This is a genomic window from Mesorhizobium sp. 113-1-2, from assembly GCF_016756475.1.
Lineage (GTDB): Bacteria > Pseudomonadota > Alphaproteobacteria > Rhizobiales > Rhizobiaceae > Mesorhizobium > Mesorhizobium loti_C.
In genome coordinates, this window is sequence record NZ_AP023242.1 from 7,891,604 (window position 1) to 7,907,252 (window position 15,649).

Genomic DNA, 15,649 nt, shown 5'->3' on the forward strand with positions numbered 1-15,649 from the left:
CCTACTGGCTTGCCCAGACAATCCTCGCCACCCATTCGACCTCGCGCATGGGAATGTCGCGGTCGGGGTGATCGGGATTGAGCGAGACCAGCGCGATCGACTTGACGGTCTGGCGCTCGAGCACCTTGGCCATCACCTCGCCTGACGTGGTCTTGACGACGACGCGATCGCCCTTGCGGGTGACCGCGCCCGGCTCGACGATGAGGACGTCGCCATTGCGGTAGAGCGGTAGCATGGAATCACCTTGCACCTGCAAGGCATAGGAGCTCTCGGTCGATTGCGCCGGCAGTTCGACCAGATCCCAGCCCTGCCCCGCAGGAAAGCCGGCATCGTCGAAGAAGCCGCCGGCGCCGGCCTGGGCAAAGCCAAGCAAAGGCACGGCTCGTCTGGGAGCGGGCGCGGCGCCCATACGGCCTTCGATCAGCCCGGTGAACTCGTCGAGTGACGCTCCCGTCGCCTCGATGATCTTGGCCAGCGATTCGGTCGAAGGCCAGCGCGGCCGGCCATCCGAGGACAGGCGTTTCGACTTGTTGAAGGCGGTCGAATCGAGGCCCGCGCGCCTTGCCAGACCTGACGCCGAAAGCGAATAACGCTCGGCAAGAGCATCGATGGCAGCCCAGACGCGGTCGTGCGAGAGCATGTCGTGCTCTCCTTCGAGACAGGAAAAAATGCCTTTCCCTTCTAGTCTCTGCATCCCGGTTTGTCCACCGGACACACTCTGACGGCACACCTTCGTGAAGGCTGCGGGTATGATGATCTCCGCTGGTCAGTCGGCCCCTTTGGTCAGACTGCGCAGCCCCTGGTGCGACGTCATGAAGATCCGCTCCGCCTCGGTCGGCGGACGCGGGTTCACCGAGCGACCAAGCGCGGCGACGACCTCGTCAATATCAAGGAAGCGACGAGCCTTGCGGTCGTAGACGCCGGCCGTCGTCAGGATCAAGGCGGCTGTCTCGCCATTGTCGAGGACGAAGCGATGCTTGCCGATGGCCTGGCTGCCTTCCCAGGTTTCGATCGAGGAGACCACTTCGAAGCGGCGCCACAGCTTGATCTCGCGCGCGTAGACCGCCTGCAGCCCGCCCATCATCGGCGCCCAGCCATTCTTGCGCGCCAGCGTGATCAGTCCGGCGCGGACAAAGAGGTCAATGCGGCCGAGATCGGCCAGCATCATGTAGCGCGCATTGTTGAGATGGATGTTGAAATCGATGTCGGTCGGCAAGCAGCGAAAGGCCAGCCGGCTTTCACCGCCCATCACATAGGGGCCACGGCTTCGCGCCGTGGCCAGCATGCGCGCCATGCGCGCCCAGACGTACATAATCCAGCGTCAGGCGGCTTGCTTCACGTCGCCCTTGGCGTAGGGGTCGAAGCGTTCGTAGAAGGTCTCGCCCTTCTCGGCCATGTCGATGAGCAGCTTGGGCGCCTTGAATTCGGCGCCATATTTCTTCTGCAGCCCCTTGGCGATCTTGACGAATTCCTTGGCGCCGATGCCGTCGATATAGGACAGCGCACCGCCGGTATAGGGCGCGAAGCCAAAGGCCAGGATCGAACCGACATCGGCCTCGCGCGGATCGGTGACGATGCCCTCCTCCATTACGCGTGCCGCTTCCAGCGCGATTGTGACCAGCAGCCGCTGCTGCAGTTCCTCGTAATCGACCTTCTCGGGAGCAAGCTGCGGGTAGAGGTCCTTCAGACCCGGCCACAGCTTCTTCTTGGCGGGCTTGGCCGGATAGTCATAAAAGCCCTTGCCGTTCTTGCGGCCGAAGCGGCCATGGTCGTCAACCATGGTGTTGATCAGCGCCATCTGCTTGGGGTCGACGGCCTTGTCGCCGAGATCCCGGATGGTCTGCTTCATGATCTTCTGGGCAAGGTCGATCGCGGTCTCGTCGGTGAGCGCCAGCGGACCGACCGGCATGCCGGCGGCCTTTGCCGCATTCTCGATCATCGGCGCGGGAACGCCTTCGATCAGCATCTTGTAGGCTTCCGACATGTAGCGCAGCACGCAGCGATTGACGTAGAAGCCGCGCGTATCGTTGACGACGATCGGCGTCTTCTTGATGGCACGGACAAAATCGATCGCTGTTGCCAGCGCCTTGTCGCCCGTCTTCTTGCCCAAAATGATCTCGACCAGCATCATCTTGTCGACCGGCGAGAAGAAGTGGATGCCGACAAAATTCTTCGGTCGCGCCGAATTCTTCGCCAGCGAGGTGATCGGAATGGTCGAGGTGTTGGAGGCGAAGATCGCCGACGACTTCAGCACGGCCTCCGCCTGTTCGGTGGCTGCCTTCTTGACGGCGGAATCCTCGAACACCGCCTCGACGACGAGGTCGCAACCGACAAGGTCGGCATAGTCGGCTGTCGGCGTGATCAAAGACAAGAGCTTGTCCTTCTCCTCAGGCTTGGCGCGGCCCTTCTTGACCTGATCCGAGACCAGGTTGTCGGAATGCGCCTTGCCCTTAGTGGCGGACTCGATATCGCGGTCGAGCAGAACCACCGGGATACCGGCCTTGGCGGTGACATAGGCGATGCCGGCACCCATGAAGCCGGCGCCAAGAATGCCGATCTTCTTGAACTTGGTTTCCGGCACGCCGGCCGGACGGCGGGCGCCCTTGTTCAGCTCCTGCAACGACACGAACAGCGAGCGGATCATCGCCGCCGCTTCCTTGGTCTGCATGATCTCGGTGAAATAGCGCTGCTCGATCCGCAGGCCGGTATCGAACGGCACCAGCAGGCCTTCGTAGACGCATTTCAGGATGGCGGCGGCGGCCGGGTAGTTGCCATAGGTCTCTCGACGCAGGATGGCGATGGCCGGCGGCCAGAGATTGAAACCGGCCGGCGAATAGATCGGGCCGCCGGGCAGCTTGAAGCCCTTCTCGTCCCAGGGCTGGACGGCTTTCAGTCCGTTCCTGATCATGGCCTTTGCGGTCTCGACCAGCTTGGCCGGCTCGGCGATCTCGTGGATCAGGCCCATGGCCTTCGCCTTCTGCGGCGACAGATTCTGGCCGGAGGTCAGCATCTGCAGCGCCTGCTGCTGATCGGTCAGCCGTGGTACGCGCTGGGTGCCGCCGGCGCCGGGGAAGATGCCGACCTTGACTTCCGGCAAGGCCATCTTGACCTTGTCTGAATCGGCGGCGACGCGACCATGGCAGGCCAGCGACAATTCGAAGGCGCCGCCCATGCAGGTGCCGTTGATCGCCGAAACCCAAGGCTTGCCTGATGTTTCGAGCTTGCGCCACAGACCGCCCATGCGGCCGGCATTGTCGAACAAAAGCTTTGCCGCCTTCTCCGGATCCTTGGTCTTTTCCCTGGCAAACACGGCGAGCATCTTCTGCAGCATGGTGAGATCGGCGCCGCCGGAGAAGCTGTCCTTGCCCGAGGTGATCACCGCACCCTTGATGCCGGCGTCGGCCACCACCTGGTCGATGATCTTGTCGAGTTCGCCCATCACCTCCTCGGTGAACACGTTCATCGAGCGATCCGGCATGTTCCAGGTGACGAGCGCGATGCCGTCGGCGTCGGTGTCGAGGGTGAAATTGATGTAGCTCATTGTTTCTTTCCCCGTCAGACGCGTTCGATGATCGTTGCGGTGCCCATGCCGGCGCCGATGCACAGCGTCACCAGCGCGGTGTTGAGGTCACGGCGCTCGAGTTCGTCCAGCACCGTGCCGAAGATCATCGCGCCGGTGGCGCCGAGCGGGTGGCCCATGGCAATGGCGCCGCCATTGACGTTGATCTTGTCGTGCGGGATGTCGAAGGCCTGCATATAGCGCAGCACCACCGAGGCGAAGGCCTCGTTGAGCTCGAACAGGTCGATGTCCGACAGCTTCATCTTGGCGCGCTTCAGGAGCTTCTCGGTGACGTCGACCGGGCCGGTCAGCATCAGCACCGGCTCGGAGCCGATATTGGCGAAGGTGCGGATGCGCGCGCGGGGCTTCAGCCCCATGGCTTTCCCCGCCTTCTTGGAGCCGAGCAGCACGGCGGCGGCACCATCGACGATGCCGGATGAATTGCCGGCGTGGTGGACGTGGTTGACCTCTTCCACCTCGGGGTGCTTCTGCACCGCGACCGCATCGAAGCCGCCCATTTCACCCGGCATGACGAAGGACGGGTTGAGCGAGGCCAGCGATTGCATGTCGGTCGAAGGCCGCATGTGCTCGTCATGGTCGAGAATGGTGAGGCCGTTCTGGTCCTTGATCGGGATCACCGAATTCTTGAAGCGGCCGTCGGCCCAGGATTTGGCCGCACGCTTCTGGCTCTCGACCGCATAGGCATCGACGTCGTCGCGGGAAAAACCGTATTTGGTGGCGATCAGATCGGCCGAGATGCCTTGCGGCACGAACCAGCCAGGCAGGCCGACCGAAGGGTCCATGAACCAGGCACCGCCGGAGGCGCCCATGCCGACGCGCGACATGGATTCGACGCCACCGGCAATGACGATCTCGTCGGCGCCCTGCGCGATCTTGGCGGCGCCGAAATTGATGGCGTCGAGACCCGAGGCGCAGAAGCGCGAGATCTGCATGCCGGGCGCCTTAGTGTCGTAGCCTGCCTCGAAGGCGGCCGCGCGCGGAATGACCGAGCCCGCCTCGCCAACCGGATCGACGCAGCCGAAGATGATGTCGTCGACAGTGCCGGTGTCGAGCCCATTGCGGTCGCGCAGCGCTTCCAGCGTCTTGGCGGCAAGCCGCACCGCCGGAACCTCGTGCAGCGATCCGTCTTTCTTGCCCTTGCCGCGCGGCGTGCGCACGGCGTCATAGACATAAGCCTCAGCCATTTTCGTGCTCCTTGGGTTTGCCGGTCGCCACTCTCAGAGCGAGCGTCCGATCAGCAATTTCATGATCTCGTTGGTGCCGCCGTAGATGCGCTGGACGCGAGCGTCGCGGAACATGCGGGCGATCGGGTATTCATTCATGTAACCATAGCCGCCATGCAATTGAAGGCATTCGTCGACGACTTTGCCCTGCAGGTCGGAGAGCCAATATTTCGCCATCGACGCCGTCACCGGATCGAGCCCGCCATTGATGTGGCGGGTGACGCAGTCATTGTAGAAGACGCGGCCGATCGTCGCCTCGGTCTTCAGCTCGGCGAGCTTGAACTGGGTGTTCTGGAAGTCGATGATCGCCTTGCCGAAGGCCTTGCGCTCCTTGACGTAGTCGATGGTCAGCGCCAGCGCCCGCTCGATCATGGCGATGGCGCCAGTGCCGATTTGCAGCCGCTCCTGCGGCAATTGCTGCATCAGCTGGATGAAGCCCTGGCCTTCTTCGTGGCCGAGCAGGTTGGATGTCGGCACGCGCACGTCGTTGAAGAACAGTTCCGACGTGTCGTTGGCCTTGAGCCCAATCTTGTCGAGGTTGCGGCCGCGCTCGAAACCCTCGACCTCGTCGGTCTCGACGACGATCAGCGAGGTGCCCTTGGCGCCCTTTTCCGGATCGGTCTTGGTGACGACGATGATGAAGTTGGCGAGCTGGCCGTTGGTGATGAAGGTCTTGGAGCCGTTGACCTTGTACTGATTGCCGTCCTTCTCCGCCCGCGTCTTGACGCCCTGCAGGTCGGAACCGGCGCCCGGCTCGGTCATGGCGATGGCGCCGATCAGCTCGCCGGTGGCGAGCTTCGGCAGCCACTTCTTCTTCTGCTCCTCGGAGCCGTAGTGGAGGATGTAGGGCGCGACGATCGAATTATGCAGGCCGATGCCAAAACCGTCGACGCCGACATGGCCGATCGCCTCGATGATGGCGCTCTCATGCGCGAAGGTGCCGCCGGAACCGCCATATTCCTCCGGCATCGACGCGCAGAGCAGACCGGCAGCACCCGCCTTCAGCCAGCTCTCGCGATCGACCATCTCGTTCTTCTCGAACTCGTCGTAGCGCGGTGCGATCTCCTCCGACATGAAGCGGGTCGCCATGTCGTAGAGCATGCCGACCTCGTCCGCCGCCCAGGCGGGTTTGGGGAGGCCAAGGATTTCGGCGGGGTTGGTCATGTGGATATGATACTCCTCCCAGAGCGCATCGTCGGAGTTGAGGCCGGCGCACGTCACGCAGGCCTCAACCGACCCTCCCCTCGAGGGAGAGGGCAACCATCTTTAGAACGCTTCCGCCGGCAGGGCCATCAGCGTGTCCGAGCCACTCGAAATACGGGCAAGATGCGCCGACGTCTCCGGCATGATCCGCTCCATGAAGAAGCGCGCCGTCACCACCTTGTTGTCGTAGAAGGGCTGGGAGCCGTTGGCGCCGGTCTTGCCTTGTGCTGCCTTGGCCATCTGCGCCCACATGTAGCCCAGCGCGACAAGGCCGAAGAGATGCATGTAGTCGGTCGAGGCCGCACCGGCATTGTCGGGTTTGGCCATGCCGTTCTGCACCAGCCACATGGTCGCCGCCTGCAGATCGTTGAGGCCCTTCTTCAACCCCTTGGTGAACGGCGTCATCTTCTCGTCGGCACGGTTTTCCTCGCAGAATTCACCGACCTCCTTGAAGAAAGCCTGGATGGCGCGGCCGCCATTCAGGCCGAGCTTGCGGCCGACGAGGTCGAGCGCCTGGATGCCGTTGGCGCCCTCATAGATCATGGCGATACGGGCATCGCGCACGAACTGGCTCATGCCGTGCTCTTCGATATAGCCGTGGCCGCCGAACACCTGCTGGGCCATGACGGCGTGGTCGAAGCCCTTGTCGGTGAACACGCCCTTGACCACCGGGGTCATCAGGCCTGTGTAGTCCTCGGCGGCCTGTCGGTCCTTGTCGTCGGGGGAACGATGCGCGATGTCGGACTTGATCGCCGTCCACAAGGCCAGCGCGCGGCCGGCCTCGTTGAACGCCTTCATGGTCATCAGCGAGCGGCGGATGTCGGGATGGACGATGATCGGGTCAGCCTTCTTGTCCGGTGCCTTCGGCCCCGACAGGGAACGGCCTTGCAACCGGTCCTTGGCGTAGGAAACGGCATTCTGGTAGGCAATTTCGGAGATCGACAGCCCCTGCAAGGCGACACCGAGCCTCGCCTCGTTCATCATCGTGAACATCGCCTTGAGGCCGCCATTCTCCTCACCGAGCAGCGTGCCTTCAGCCTCGTCATAGTTCATGACGCAGGTCGAATTGCCGTGGATGCCCATCTTCTCCTCGATCGAGCCGCAGGAGAGCGTGTTGCGCTCGCCCGGATTGCCCGAAGCATCGAGCTTGAGCTTCGGCACGATGAACAGCGAAATGCCCTTGACGCCTTCCGGCGCGCCCTCGATGCGGGCCAGCACCAGATGGACGATGTTATCCGACATGTCATGCTCGCCGGCCGAGATGAATATCTTCTGGCCTGAAATCCTGTAGGTACCATTGCCGTTCGGCACGGCCTTGGTGCGCAGCAGGCCGAGGTCGGTGCCGCAATGCGGCTCGGTCAGATTCATGGTGCCGGTCCAGGCACCCTCGACCAGCTTCGGCAGCCAGGTCGCCTTCTGGTCGTCGGTGCCGTGGGTGATGATCGCCGCGATCGCGCCCTGGGTCAGGCCGGGATACATCATCAGCGCCATGTTGGCCGAGACCATGTATTCGGAGACCGCCTGGTGCACCATGTAGGGCAACCCCTGACCACCGAACTCGACCGGCGCCGCCAGCCCCATCCAGCCGCCCTCGCGATAATGGTCGAAGGCTTCCTTAAAACCTTTCGGCGTCGTCACCGAGCCGTCGTCGTGGCGCACACAGCCTTCCATGTCGCCGACACGGTTGAGCGGATGCATGACGTTCTCGGCGAGCTTGGCGCCCTCGGCGAGGATCGCCTCCAGCACGTCGGGCGTGGCGTCGGCAAATCCGGGAAGGTTGGAATAGCGCTGATAGCCCAGCACCTCGTTGAGCACGAACAGCGTGTCCTGGACCGGGGCCCTGTAGATCGGCATGCTTTTCCTCCACCATGCGGATTAGGCCCCGAAATCAAGCCGTGCGCGGCAAGCGGGCCAATGTCGAAGCCGCAATAGCAAATATTGACGTTTGCGTAAACGTCAATTCTTTGTGTCGAAGAAAATTTTGACAGCCTCTAGCCGATCGGGATTTCCAAAAGGCCGCTTGTCGATCCGTTCGCGGCGAGGCAATTTCGTTGAATGAACCCTGCCGCATTCATAATCAGCATTCAGAGCCACTATTTGGATCAGTTCCGGGTGTTCGTCGAAGAGCAACGGCGGAACTGCATCCAGGGGTCAGCGGAAGTAAAATTCCAGATCGGCGAGGAGAGCGGGCTCTTTCGGGGGCTTTGTTGCGTCGACTTTATTAAGAGTGACGGACAGGTCGAGCCTGCGGAACTTCAGCCGGATTTCGTCACGTTCGAGCCGATATCGGGTCGGCTTGGACTCGCCGAACTGCTGATCGAGCAGTTGCAATGGAATGATGTCGTGATCCATCACACGCTCGCGGCGTCTCCACTCGACCAGATAGGGGCCTGGTTCCAGCACTGGTTCGACCCCGATGACGAGCGTTACGTGGAGGGCGCCGAGTTCGGCAACATCATCCATTCGCTTTCCATCCGGCCCAAGGCGCTGAGCGTGGACTTCGGAACGGCTTCTCCCGACGCATTCTGGAGTTTGCTCGCGCTTCTTGAGGCTGCGGGTACAGCCGGCTTGCGGATCAGCAGCTCTCAGACGCAGGCATCCTGAAGCGGGAGCCGCGCTGACCTGAACCATAGAAAAAGCCGCGCAGCAGAGCCACGCGGCTTTGATCGTCAGAAGTTCAGCAGACTTGTTTAGCTCGCGACGCTCGCCTGCGCCGTGCGCTCGGCCAACATCTGGCGCACCGCCGACATCGAGCCGGAGAGCTCGTTGATGGCATCGTCGATCAGCGCCCGCTGCTTCTGCAGGCGGGCAAGCTGCTTCTCCGACTTGTCCAGCGCCAACCGCAGTTGCTTGGTGTTGGAACCGGTCGGATCGTAGAGATCCATCATCTGCTTGACGTCGCGCAGCGAGAACCCGACCTTGCGGCCGAGCAGGATCAACTTCAGCCTGGCCTTGTCGCGGCGCGTGTAGAGACGGGTCGAACCGTCACGCTGCGGGTTGAGCAGGCCCTTGTCTTCGTAGAAACGCAGCGTGCGCAGCGTCACACCATACTTCTTCGCCATTTCGCCGATGCGAGCGAGATCCTCACCGGCTTCGACAGATACATTATTGGTATTGGCCGCGGTCTCGCCGGCCGAGATAAGCTTCATGGTCACTGGCTTTCCCCGTCTGGTGGCGTCGCGGTCCTGGACCATGCGTCGCCTGACTGGAAGCGGGGGCGTGCTTCCGGCCGTGGTTTCGACAAACAAAATCGCAAACAGCACACTCAAATGCGCCTTTTACGTTTACGTCAATTCTATACCGATAGCCGCCTCATGACGCAAGGGGCGTTCTGAGAAGGTGCTTTATGCCGCAGCGCGGACGCCGACAGCCAACTTCCTTGCAACTTCTTAAGCTTGGTTAACGCGTTGTTTACCACGTTGGGGGAAATGTGGGCGCGTCGGCTACCCGTGTTTATCCTGTATCGAATTCTTCACGGTTTTTCGGAGCGCGGGTGAAACCCCGGGAAGCTCGTCTTCCACCGTGGCAGCGCGGTCGCCTTCGTTCCGGCAGGGACTTGGGGAGCTGGTCGCAAGCCGGCCAATCTGAAAGACGGACGCACCGATGAACAGCAAGCGGTCCTATCTCGACACACTCAACGCCGGCAGGCAGCGCAGGCCGCAGACCACGCTCGAGCAATTGAACCGCTCGCTGGAGACGCTGGAACAGCGACTGGGGCAGACCCGCGAGGAGGTGACGGCACGTCCCGCTCCGCGCCAATATGGCGCCGATCCGCGCTACCCAGCCCCCGATCCGCGCTCTCCCACCGCGGAGCCGCGTTATCCCGCCACGCAACCAACCGCCCAGCAGCGCTGGTACGAGAACCCGCAGCCGGCGCCGCGCCCACAGAACCCGGCACCCGCCCCCGGCTTCGACCAGAACTACCAGGCCATCGCCCGCGACATCGACCGCGTGCGCGGCCAGGAAGACAGCGTCGCCATGGTTGGCAAGATCGCTGGCGAACTGCGCGGCATGCGCGAGGAGCTGCGTCACCAGATGACAGCAGGCCTGCAGCGCGAATTCGACGCGCTGCGCAAGGATATCGATCGCGCTTTCCAGGCGAACGCCAAGCCCGGCGCGGCAGGCAAGGGCAGCGCCGAACTCGGCGTCGAATTCGAACGGCTTTCCGGCGCCATCAAAACGCTGTCGGAGAAGAGCGACGACAGAAGCGTCAACCTGCTGCGGCTGGAGCTCGAGCAGGTCAAGGCCGCGCTCGACACGCTGGCGCGCGAGGAGAGCGTGCAGAAGGTCGACCGCCGCTGGGACGAATTCGACCGCCGCTGGACAGCTTTCGAGGACCGCGTCGACGCCGACCAGCGCAAACGTTCCGACGATCCCGCCCTTGCGGCCCTGACCGACCGCCTGGAGCAGATCAGCAATGCCGTCAACAATCTGCCGGAATCGCTGTCGCTGCGCTCGCTCGAGGAAAAGGTCCGTACGCTCGCCGGCGCCGTCGAACACTTCGCGGGCCAGCAGGACAATCGCGGCAGCGACACGCTTGCCATGATCGACGAGCGGCTGGACGAGATTTCCCGCGCCATCGTAGCCTCGACCGTCGCGGCCCAGGCCAATTCGGTCGACCACGAAGCCTTTGAACGTATTGAGAAGCGGATCGACTCGCTCGCCCGGCAGATCGAGGAAGTGGCCCAGGACCACCCCGGCAATGCGGTCATGGATCGCCTGGGCACGCTGTCGAGCCGGGTCGACGAACTCGCCGGCCGCGCCAATTTGCCCGAACAGGCGATGGAACGGCTGGCCAAACAGATCACCCTCATCGCCGACAAGATCGACCAGGCGCCGGCCATGCCCGATGCCGACTATATCTTCCAAGGGCTTGAGCAGCGCTTCGACGTGCTGTCCGGCATGATGGAACGCCGCCAGGGCGACGCCATCGAACAGGGCAATATGCTGTTCCGCGATCTGGAGCGCCGTCTGGACGAGGTTGCCGACCGGCTCGACCAGCGCATGACGCCGCAGATCGACAGCGCCGGCATCATGGAAGCCATCGATGCCCGCTTCACCGCGCTCGCCACGCGCATGGAGACGCGCGCTCCCGATCCCGCCGGCGAAGCGGCGATCCGTGGGCTGGAAAGCCGGCTCGAGGATATTTCCAGCCGGCTCGACGCATCGGCGGCCCAGGTGGCCGGCATCGATCCGGCGCTGATCCGCAGCCTGGAAGCGCAGGTCGCCGGCCTGTCCGCCCATCTTTCCAGGCCGAGCACCCCGCTGCCGGAATTCGAGGACATCAGCCCGCGCCTCAACGAAATCGAGAAGACGCTGGCCGGCACCCGCGATTCCATCCTCGGCGCGGCACGCGAAGCCGCCGAGAACGCGGTGCGTTCGCTGGCCGGGTCGAATGCCAACGCGTCAGCCGTTTCCGGCCTCGCCCAGGATCTGAAGACGCTGGAAACGCTGACGCGACGTTCCGACGAGCGCAATTCGAGAACCTTCGAAGCCATCCATGACACGCTGCTCAAGATCGTCGACAGGCTGGGTTCGCTGGAGACCAGCGAACCGTCCGAGGCGGTAAGCGAGCTGCTCGACACGCGCCACGACGAGGCCGTCGGCAAGCGCCGCGCGCGGACCGCCAAGATGGCTGTCGAGGCGCCGTCCCTGGATATCGACGAACCGATGCCGCTGACCGGCGACATGGCCGACCTCGACGGCCGGGCCGCCGCCATATTGGGCAACGAGCCGGGGCCGCGTGGCGATTTCGGTACGCGCAGCGACCCGCGTGGTGACTTGGGCACTCGCTCGCCGGCGGAAGCCGCCGCCGCCGCCGCCATGGCCGCACTCGGGTCCGACACCATCGCCGAGAAAGACCAGCCGGCGGGCCGCAAATCGATGTTCGGCGGGCTGGCCCGCGCTTTCAAGGGCAAGAAGGCGGCGGAAACTCCGCCGCTGGCCGGCTCGGCGCCGAGCAGCGATATACCGAGTGTCGACCTCGACGAGCCGCTCGACCCGAAAATGGCCAACCGGCCGCTGGAGCCCGGCTCCGGCGCGCCCGACCTCAATGCCATCATGAAGCGGGTGCGCGACGAGCGCGGGCAACCGGCAAAGCCTAGCGAAAGCGACGCCGCGAAATCGGATTTCATCGCAGCCGCGCGGCGTGCGGCACAGGCCGCCGCCGCGGAGGCCGACGCCTTGAAGCGCCAGTCGACGGTGAAAGGGCCGGTGAAGGCGCTCAGGATCGGTGACCTGCTCAAGGCGCGACGCAAGCCGATCCTGATGGCGGCGGCGGCGATCATGCTGGCGCTTGCCGGACTGCAGCTCGGCAAGGCGTTTCTCTCGGATCCCGCCCAGGTGGCCAGCAACGACGCGGCGCCGATCGTCGCCGCGCAGCCGGTGCAAACCGCGTCCGTCGACACGGCAAGCCAGCCGAAGGCGGAAACCCAGCCGGCAGCGACGGACAGCGCACCGGCCCGTGCCGTCAGGCAGGCCGAACCGTCGGCGCCGGCAAGCAAGGACGAGATGGCGGCGCAGCCCGTTATGGCCATGCCGTCGGACACGGATGCAATGGCGAATACGGCGCCGGTTGCAGGGCCCGCAGCGGCGCCTGCGGCTTCGGCCACCTCTTCCGGCCCGAGCACTACTGGCTCCGATGCGACCGCTTCGGTCGCTCCGGCGCCAGCTGCGCCCATTGCTACGACCCCGATGGATGCGACGGCTTCAGAGCCGGCCGCGGTCACCGGCGGTGCGCAAGCGACGGATGCGGATGCCCAGCCGGTCGTGGCTGCGCCGACGGCGACCAACGAGGCCACCGCCAAGGACACCACCGGCGCCGTTGCGCCGGCGGATGCGCCGGCGGCGGCAGCCACGGTCAAGTTCGACATTCCGGCCGAGGCCGGCCCGGCCGCGCTGCGCGATGCCGCCGCCGGTGGCGACGCCAAGGCGCTGTTCGAGATCGGCTCGCGCTACGCCGAGTCGCGCGGCGTCAAGGAAGACATGGCGGCAGCCGCCAAATGGTACGAGAAATCGGCGGAACTCGGTTTCGCGCCGGCCGAATACCGCATCGGCAATTTCTATGAGAAGGGCATCGGCGTCGCCCGCGACATCAAGAAGTCGAAGACCTGGTACCAGCTCGCCGCCGAGCAGGGCAATGCCAGCGCCATGCACAATCTGGCCGTGCTGTTCGCCATGGCCGCCGATGGCGTGACCGACAATGAATCGGCCGCGCACTGGTTCCAGGAGGCCGCCGATCTGGGCGTCAAGGACAGCCAGTTCAATCTCGGCATCCTCGCCGCCAAGGGCGTCGGCATGAAGCAGAACCTCGAGGAATCCTACAAATGGTTCGCGCTCGTCGCCAAGACCGGCGACAAGGACGCGGCCGCCAAGCGCGACGAGATCGCCAACGCGCTGCGGCCCGAGCAGCTCGAGCGGGCGCGTGCCGCGACCGAATTGTGGAAGGCCAAGCCGCTCAATGCGGCGACCAATTCGGCCGACATTCCCGAATCATGGCAGGAAGGCACGCCACAGACGACCGCCGGCATCGACATGAAGAAGGCGGTCAAGAACATCCAGCTCATCCTCAACAAGAACGGCTACGATGCCGGCGGCGCCGACGGCGTCATGGGCGAGAAGACCAAGAACGCGATCATCGCTTTCCAGACCGACAACAAGCTGCCGGCGACCGGCGCCGTCGATGAAAAACTGGTGCGGGCGCTGCTGGCGCGCAAATAACAAGAAGAAGCGTCGTTTCCACGACGCTCTTGCCACACATTTGCCTGTTAACTGATTGAGATATTTTTTGTTTCGGCGCGGCGACGGGGTTTGACCCCGCCGCCGCGTCGGCGCAAGGAAAAATTGGCTTTTCGGTGCGAGACTGCCGACAACGGCTGTATTCGCCGACAGGCAAACTGATCGAGACTGACGGGTGGGCATCTATCTCCCGATTGCGGAAATTTCCGTCAACGTCTTCGTGCTGCTGGCCATGGGTGCGGCGGTCGGCTTCCTGTCGGGCATGTTCGGCGTCGGCGGCGGCTTCCTCATCACGCCGCTCCTGATCTTCTACAACATCCCCCCGGCGATCGCGGTTGCCACCGGCGCCAACCAGGTCATCGCCTCTTCCGTCTCCGGCGTGCTCTCGCACATGAAGCGAGGCACGCTCGACTTCAAGCTCGGCGGCGTGCTTCTCGCGGGCGGCATCATCGGCTCCACCGCCGGCATCTACGTCTTCGCCTTCCTGCGCCGGCTCGGCCAGCTCGACCTGTTCATCTCGCTGCTTTATGTCGTGCTGCTCGGCACGGTCGGCGGGCTGATGCTGGTCGAAAGCATCAATGCGCTGCGGGCCACGCGCAGCGGCGCCGCACCTGTGCTGAAGAAATCCGGCCAGCACAACTGGATCCACCGCCTGCCGCTGAAGATGCGCTTCAGGGCGTCAAAACTGTTCGTCAGCGTCATCCCGGTGCTGGGCCTTGGCGCCGGCATCGGCTTCCTGTCGTCGATCATGGGCGTCGGCGGCGGCTTCATCATGGTGCCGGCGCTGATCTATCTGCTCAAGGTGCCGACCAATGTCGTTATCGGCACCTCGCTGTTCCAGATCATCTTCACGTCCGCCTACACCACGCTGGTCCACGCCACCACCAACCAGACGGTCGATGTCGTGCTGGCCTTCATTTTGATGGCGGGTGGCGTGGCCGGCGCGCAATATGGCGCCAAGGCCGGCCAGAGGCTACGCGGCGAGCAGCTCAGGGCATTGCTGGCCTTGCTGGTGCTGGCGGTAGCGATCAGGCTGGCAATCGATCTTTTCGTCACCCCGCCCAATCTCTATTCGCTGTCTGCCTTGGGCCTCAACTGATGACGGGCCGCAAAGCGTTCGCAACCGCCATTTTCCTGTCACTGCTTGCGGTAGTCGTACCTGCCAAGGCACAGACGCCGCTGCCGGAAGGCATCCAGATCGGGCTCTCCACCGACAATGTCTCGATCACCGCCGGCTTTTCCGGTGCCGACCTGACCATTTTCGGCTCGCTGGAAAACCCCGACCCGCTGGTCGCGCGCCAGGGCCGCTACGACGTCATCGTCGTGCTCGAAGGGCCACCCAAGCCGGTGGTGGTGCGCCGCAAGGACCGGGTGCTCGGCGTCTGGGTCAATCTCGATTCCGAAACATTCGAGAACGTGCCGATGTCCTATTCGGTGGCGACGACGCGGCCGCTGCAGGACATCACCGAACCGAACAGCTACAAGCAGCTGTCGCTCGGCGCCTCCAATCTCTACATGCAGCCAGCCGACGCCGGCGACAGCCCGGCGACGATCGAGGAGTTCACGGCGGCCTTGCGCGAACGCAAGGCCGCCACCGGCCTCTACAGCGAGAATGTCGGCGGCGTGCAGTTCCTGTCGCAGAACCTTTTCCGCGCCACTGTCAGGCTGGCGCCGAACGTGCCGGTTGGAACCCATAAAGCCCGCGCGTTCCTGTTCAAGAGCGGCCTGTTCATCAAGGAGAGTTCGGCCCAGCTCGAAATCCGCAAATCCGGTTTCGAACAGTCGATCTTCCGGGTCGCCCACAACTACTCCTTCCTCTATGGCGTCTTCGCCATATCGCTGGCCATGCTGACGGGCTGGCTCGGCAGGCTGATCTTCCGCAAGGACTGAGGCGCCCAAAAGGGGT

10 protein-coding genes and 2 pseudogenes are annotated in these 15,649 nt (G+C 63.9%); 5 read left to right on the forward strand and 7 right to left on the reverse strand.

Translation table 11 applies throughout. The features are described 5' to 3' along the window. Position 1 precedes the first annotated feature (1 nt). The 6 genes from JN279_RS37880 to JN279_RS37905 all read right to left on the reverse strand — a co-directional run bounded on the left by JN279_RS37880 (position 2) and on the right by JN279_RS37905 (position 7,860). A complete protein-coding gene (locus JN279_RS37880; protein ID WP_096453403.1) occupies positions 2-640 on the reverse strand; it encodes a S24 family peptidase in 639 nt (212 codons plus the stop codon). 126 nt (positions 641-766) lie between these two features. Next, positions 767-1,312 (reverse strand): thioesterase family protein, encoded by a 546-nt coding sequence (locus JN279_RS37885; protein WP_096453401.1) that lies wholly within the window; start codon positions 1,310-1,312, stop codon positions 767-769. 9 nt (positions 1,313-1,321) lie between these two features. Next, a complete protein-coding gene (locus JN279_RS37890; RefSeq protein WP_096453399.1) occupies positions 1,322-3,541 on the reverse strand; it encodes a 3-hydroxyacyl-CoA dehydrogenase NAD-binding domain-containing protein in 2,220 nt (739 codons plus the stop codon). Between the two features lie 14 nt (positions 3,542-3,555). Continuing rightward, positions 3,556-4,764, reverse strand: coding sequence for an acetyl-CoA C-acetyltransferase (locus tag JN279_RS37895; protein WP_010913377.1), 1,209 nt, complete (start codon positions 4,762-4,764; stop codon positions 3,556-3,558). Between the two features lie 33 nt (positions 4,765-4,797). Continuing rightward, positions 4,798-5,967, reverse strand: a complete 1,170-nt coding sequence (locus JN279_RS37900; protein WP_096458487.1) for an acyl-CoA dehydrogenase family protein — start codon at positions 5,965-5,967, stop codon at positions 4,798-4,800. A 102-nt stretch (positions 5,968-6,069) separates the two neighbouring features. Next, positions 6,070-7,860 carry an acyl-CoA dehydrogenase gene (locus tag JN279_RS37905; protein WP_096453397.1) on the reverse strand — a complete coding sequence of 597 codons (1,791 nt, stop codon included), beginning with the start codon at positions 7,858-7,860 and terminating at the stop codon, positions 6,070-6,072. A 201-nt stretch (positions 7,861-8,061) separates the two neighbouring features. On the opposite strand from JN279_RS37905, the gene JN279_RS37910 reads away from it, so the two are divergent. Continuing rightward, the gene (locus tag JN279_RS37910) at positions 8,062-8,610 is read left to right on the forward strand and encodes a hypothetical protein (protein ID WP_096453395.1); all 549 of its coding nucleotides are present in this window, start codon (positions 8,062-8,064) and stop codon (positions 8,608-8,610) included. Positions 8,611-8,696: 86 nt separating this feature from the next. Here the strand turns inward: JN279_RS37910 and JN279_RS37915 are convergent, their stop codons facing one another. Beyond that, entirely contained in the window at positions 8,697-9,155 is a 459-nt protein-coding gene (locus tag JN279_RS37915) for a MerR family transcriptional regulator (protein WP_095198515.1), read from the reverse strand. 3,544 nt (positions 9,156-12,699) lie between these two features. Here JN279_RS37915 and JN279_RS39070 point away from each other — a divergent pair. The 4 genes and pseudogenes from JN279_RS39070 to JN279_RS37930 form a co-directional block, all read left to right on the forward strand. Beyond that, positions 12,700-13,239 (forward strand): annotated as a pseudogene (locus tag JN279_RS39070) (tetratricopeptide repeat protein); the annotation flags it as partial. A gap of 321 nt (positions 13,240-13,560) precedes the next feature. After that, a pseudogene (locus JN279_RS39075) lies at positions 13,561-13,725 on the forward strand (peptidoglycan-binding domain-containing protein); the annotation flags it as partial. 193 nt (positions 13,726-13,918) lie between these two features. Then, the gene (locus tag JN279_RS37925) at positions 13,919-14,842 is read left to right on the forward strand and encodes a sulfite exporter TauE/SafE family protein (protein ID WP_095198337.1); all 924 of its coding nucleotides are present in this window, start codon (positions 13,919-13,921) and stop codon (positions 14,840-14,842) included. Next, entirely contained in the window at positions 14,842-15,633 is a 792-nt protein-coding gene (locus JN279_RS37930; RefSeq protein ID WP_096453391.1) for a TIGR02186 family protein, read from the forward strand. Before JN279_RS37925 ends, JN279_RS37930 begins: the two co-directional genes overlap by 1 nt. Positions 15,634-15,649 lie beyond the last annotated feature (16 nt).

Coding starts and splice junctions, on each gene's coding strand:
- JN279_RS37900 (WP_096458487.1), bottom strand. CDS start 5,967: ATGACCAACCCCGCCGAAATCCTTGGCCTCCCCAAACCCGCCTGGGCG.
- JN279_RS37885 (WP_096453401.1), bottom strand. CDS start 1,312: ATGTACGTCTGGGCGCGCATGGCGCGCATGCTGGCCACGGCGCGAAGC.
- JN279_RS37930 (WP_096453391.1), top strand. CDS start 14,842: ATGACGGGCCGCAAAGCGTTCGCAACCGCCATTTTCCTGTCACTGCTT.
- JN279_RS37890 (WP_096453399.1), bottom strand. CDS start 3,541: ATGAGCTACATCAATTTCACCCTCGACACCGACGCCGACGGCATCGCG.
- JN279_RS37895 (WP_010913377.1), bottom strand. CDS start 4,764: ATGGCTGAGGCTTATGTCTATGACGCCGTGCGCACGCCGCGCGGCAAG.
- JN279_RS37880 (WP_096453403.1), bottom strand. CDS start 640: ATGCTCTCGCACGACCGCGTCTGGGCTGCCATCGATGCTCTTGCCGAG.
- JN279_RS37910 (WP_096453395.1), top strand. CDS start 8,062: ATGAACCCTGCCGCATTCATAATCAGCATTCAGAGCCACTATTTGGAT.
- JN279_RS37905 (WP_096453397.1), bottom strand. CDS start 7,860: ATGCCGATCTACAGGGCCCCGGTCCAGGACACGCTGTTCGTGCTCAAC.
- JN279_RS37915 (WP_095198515.1), bottom strand. CDS start 9,155: ATGAAGCTTATCTCGGCCGGCGAGACCGCGGCCAATACCAATAATGTA.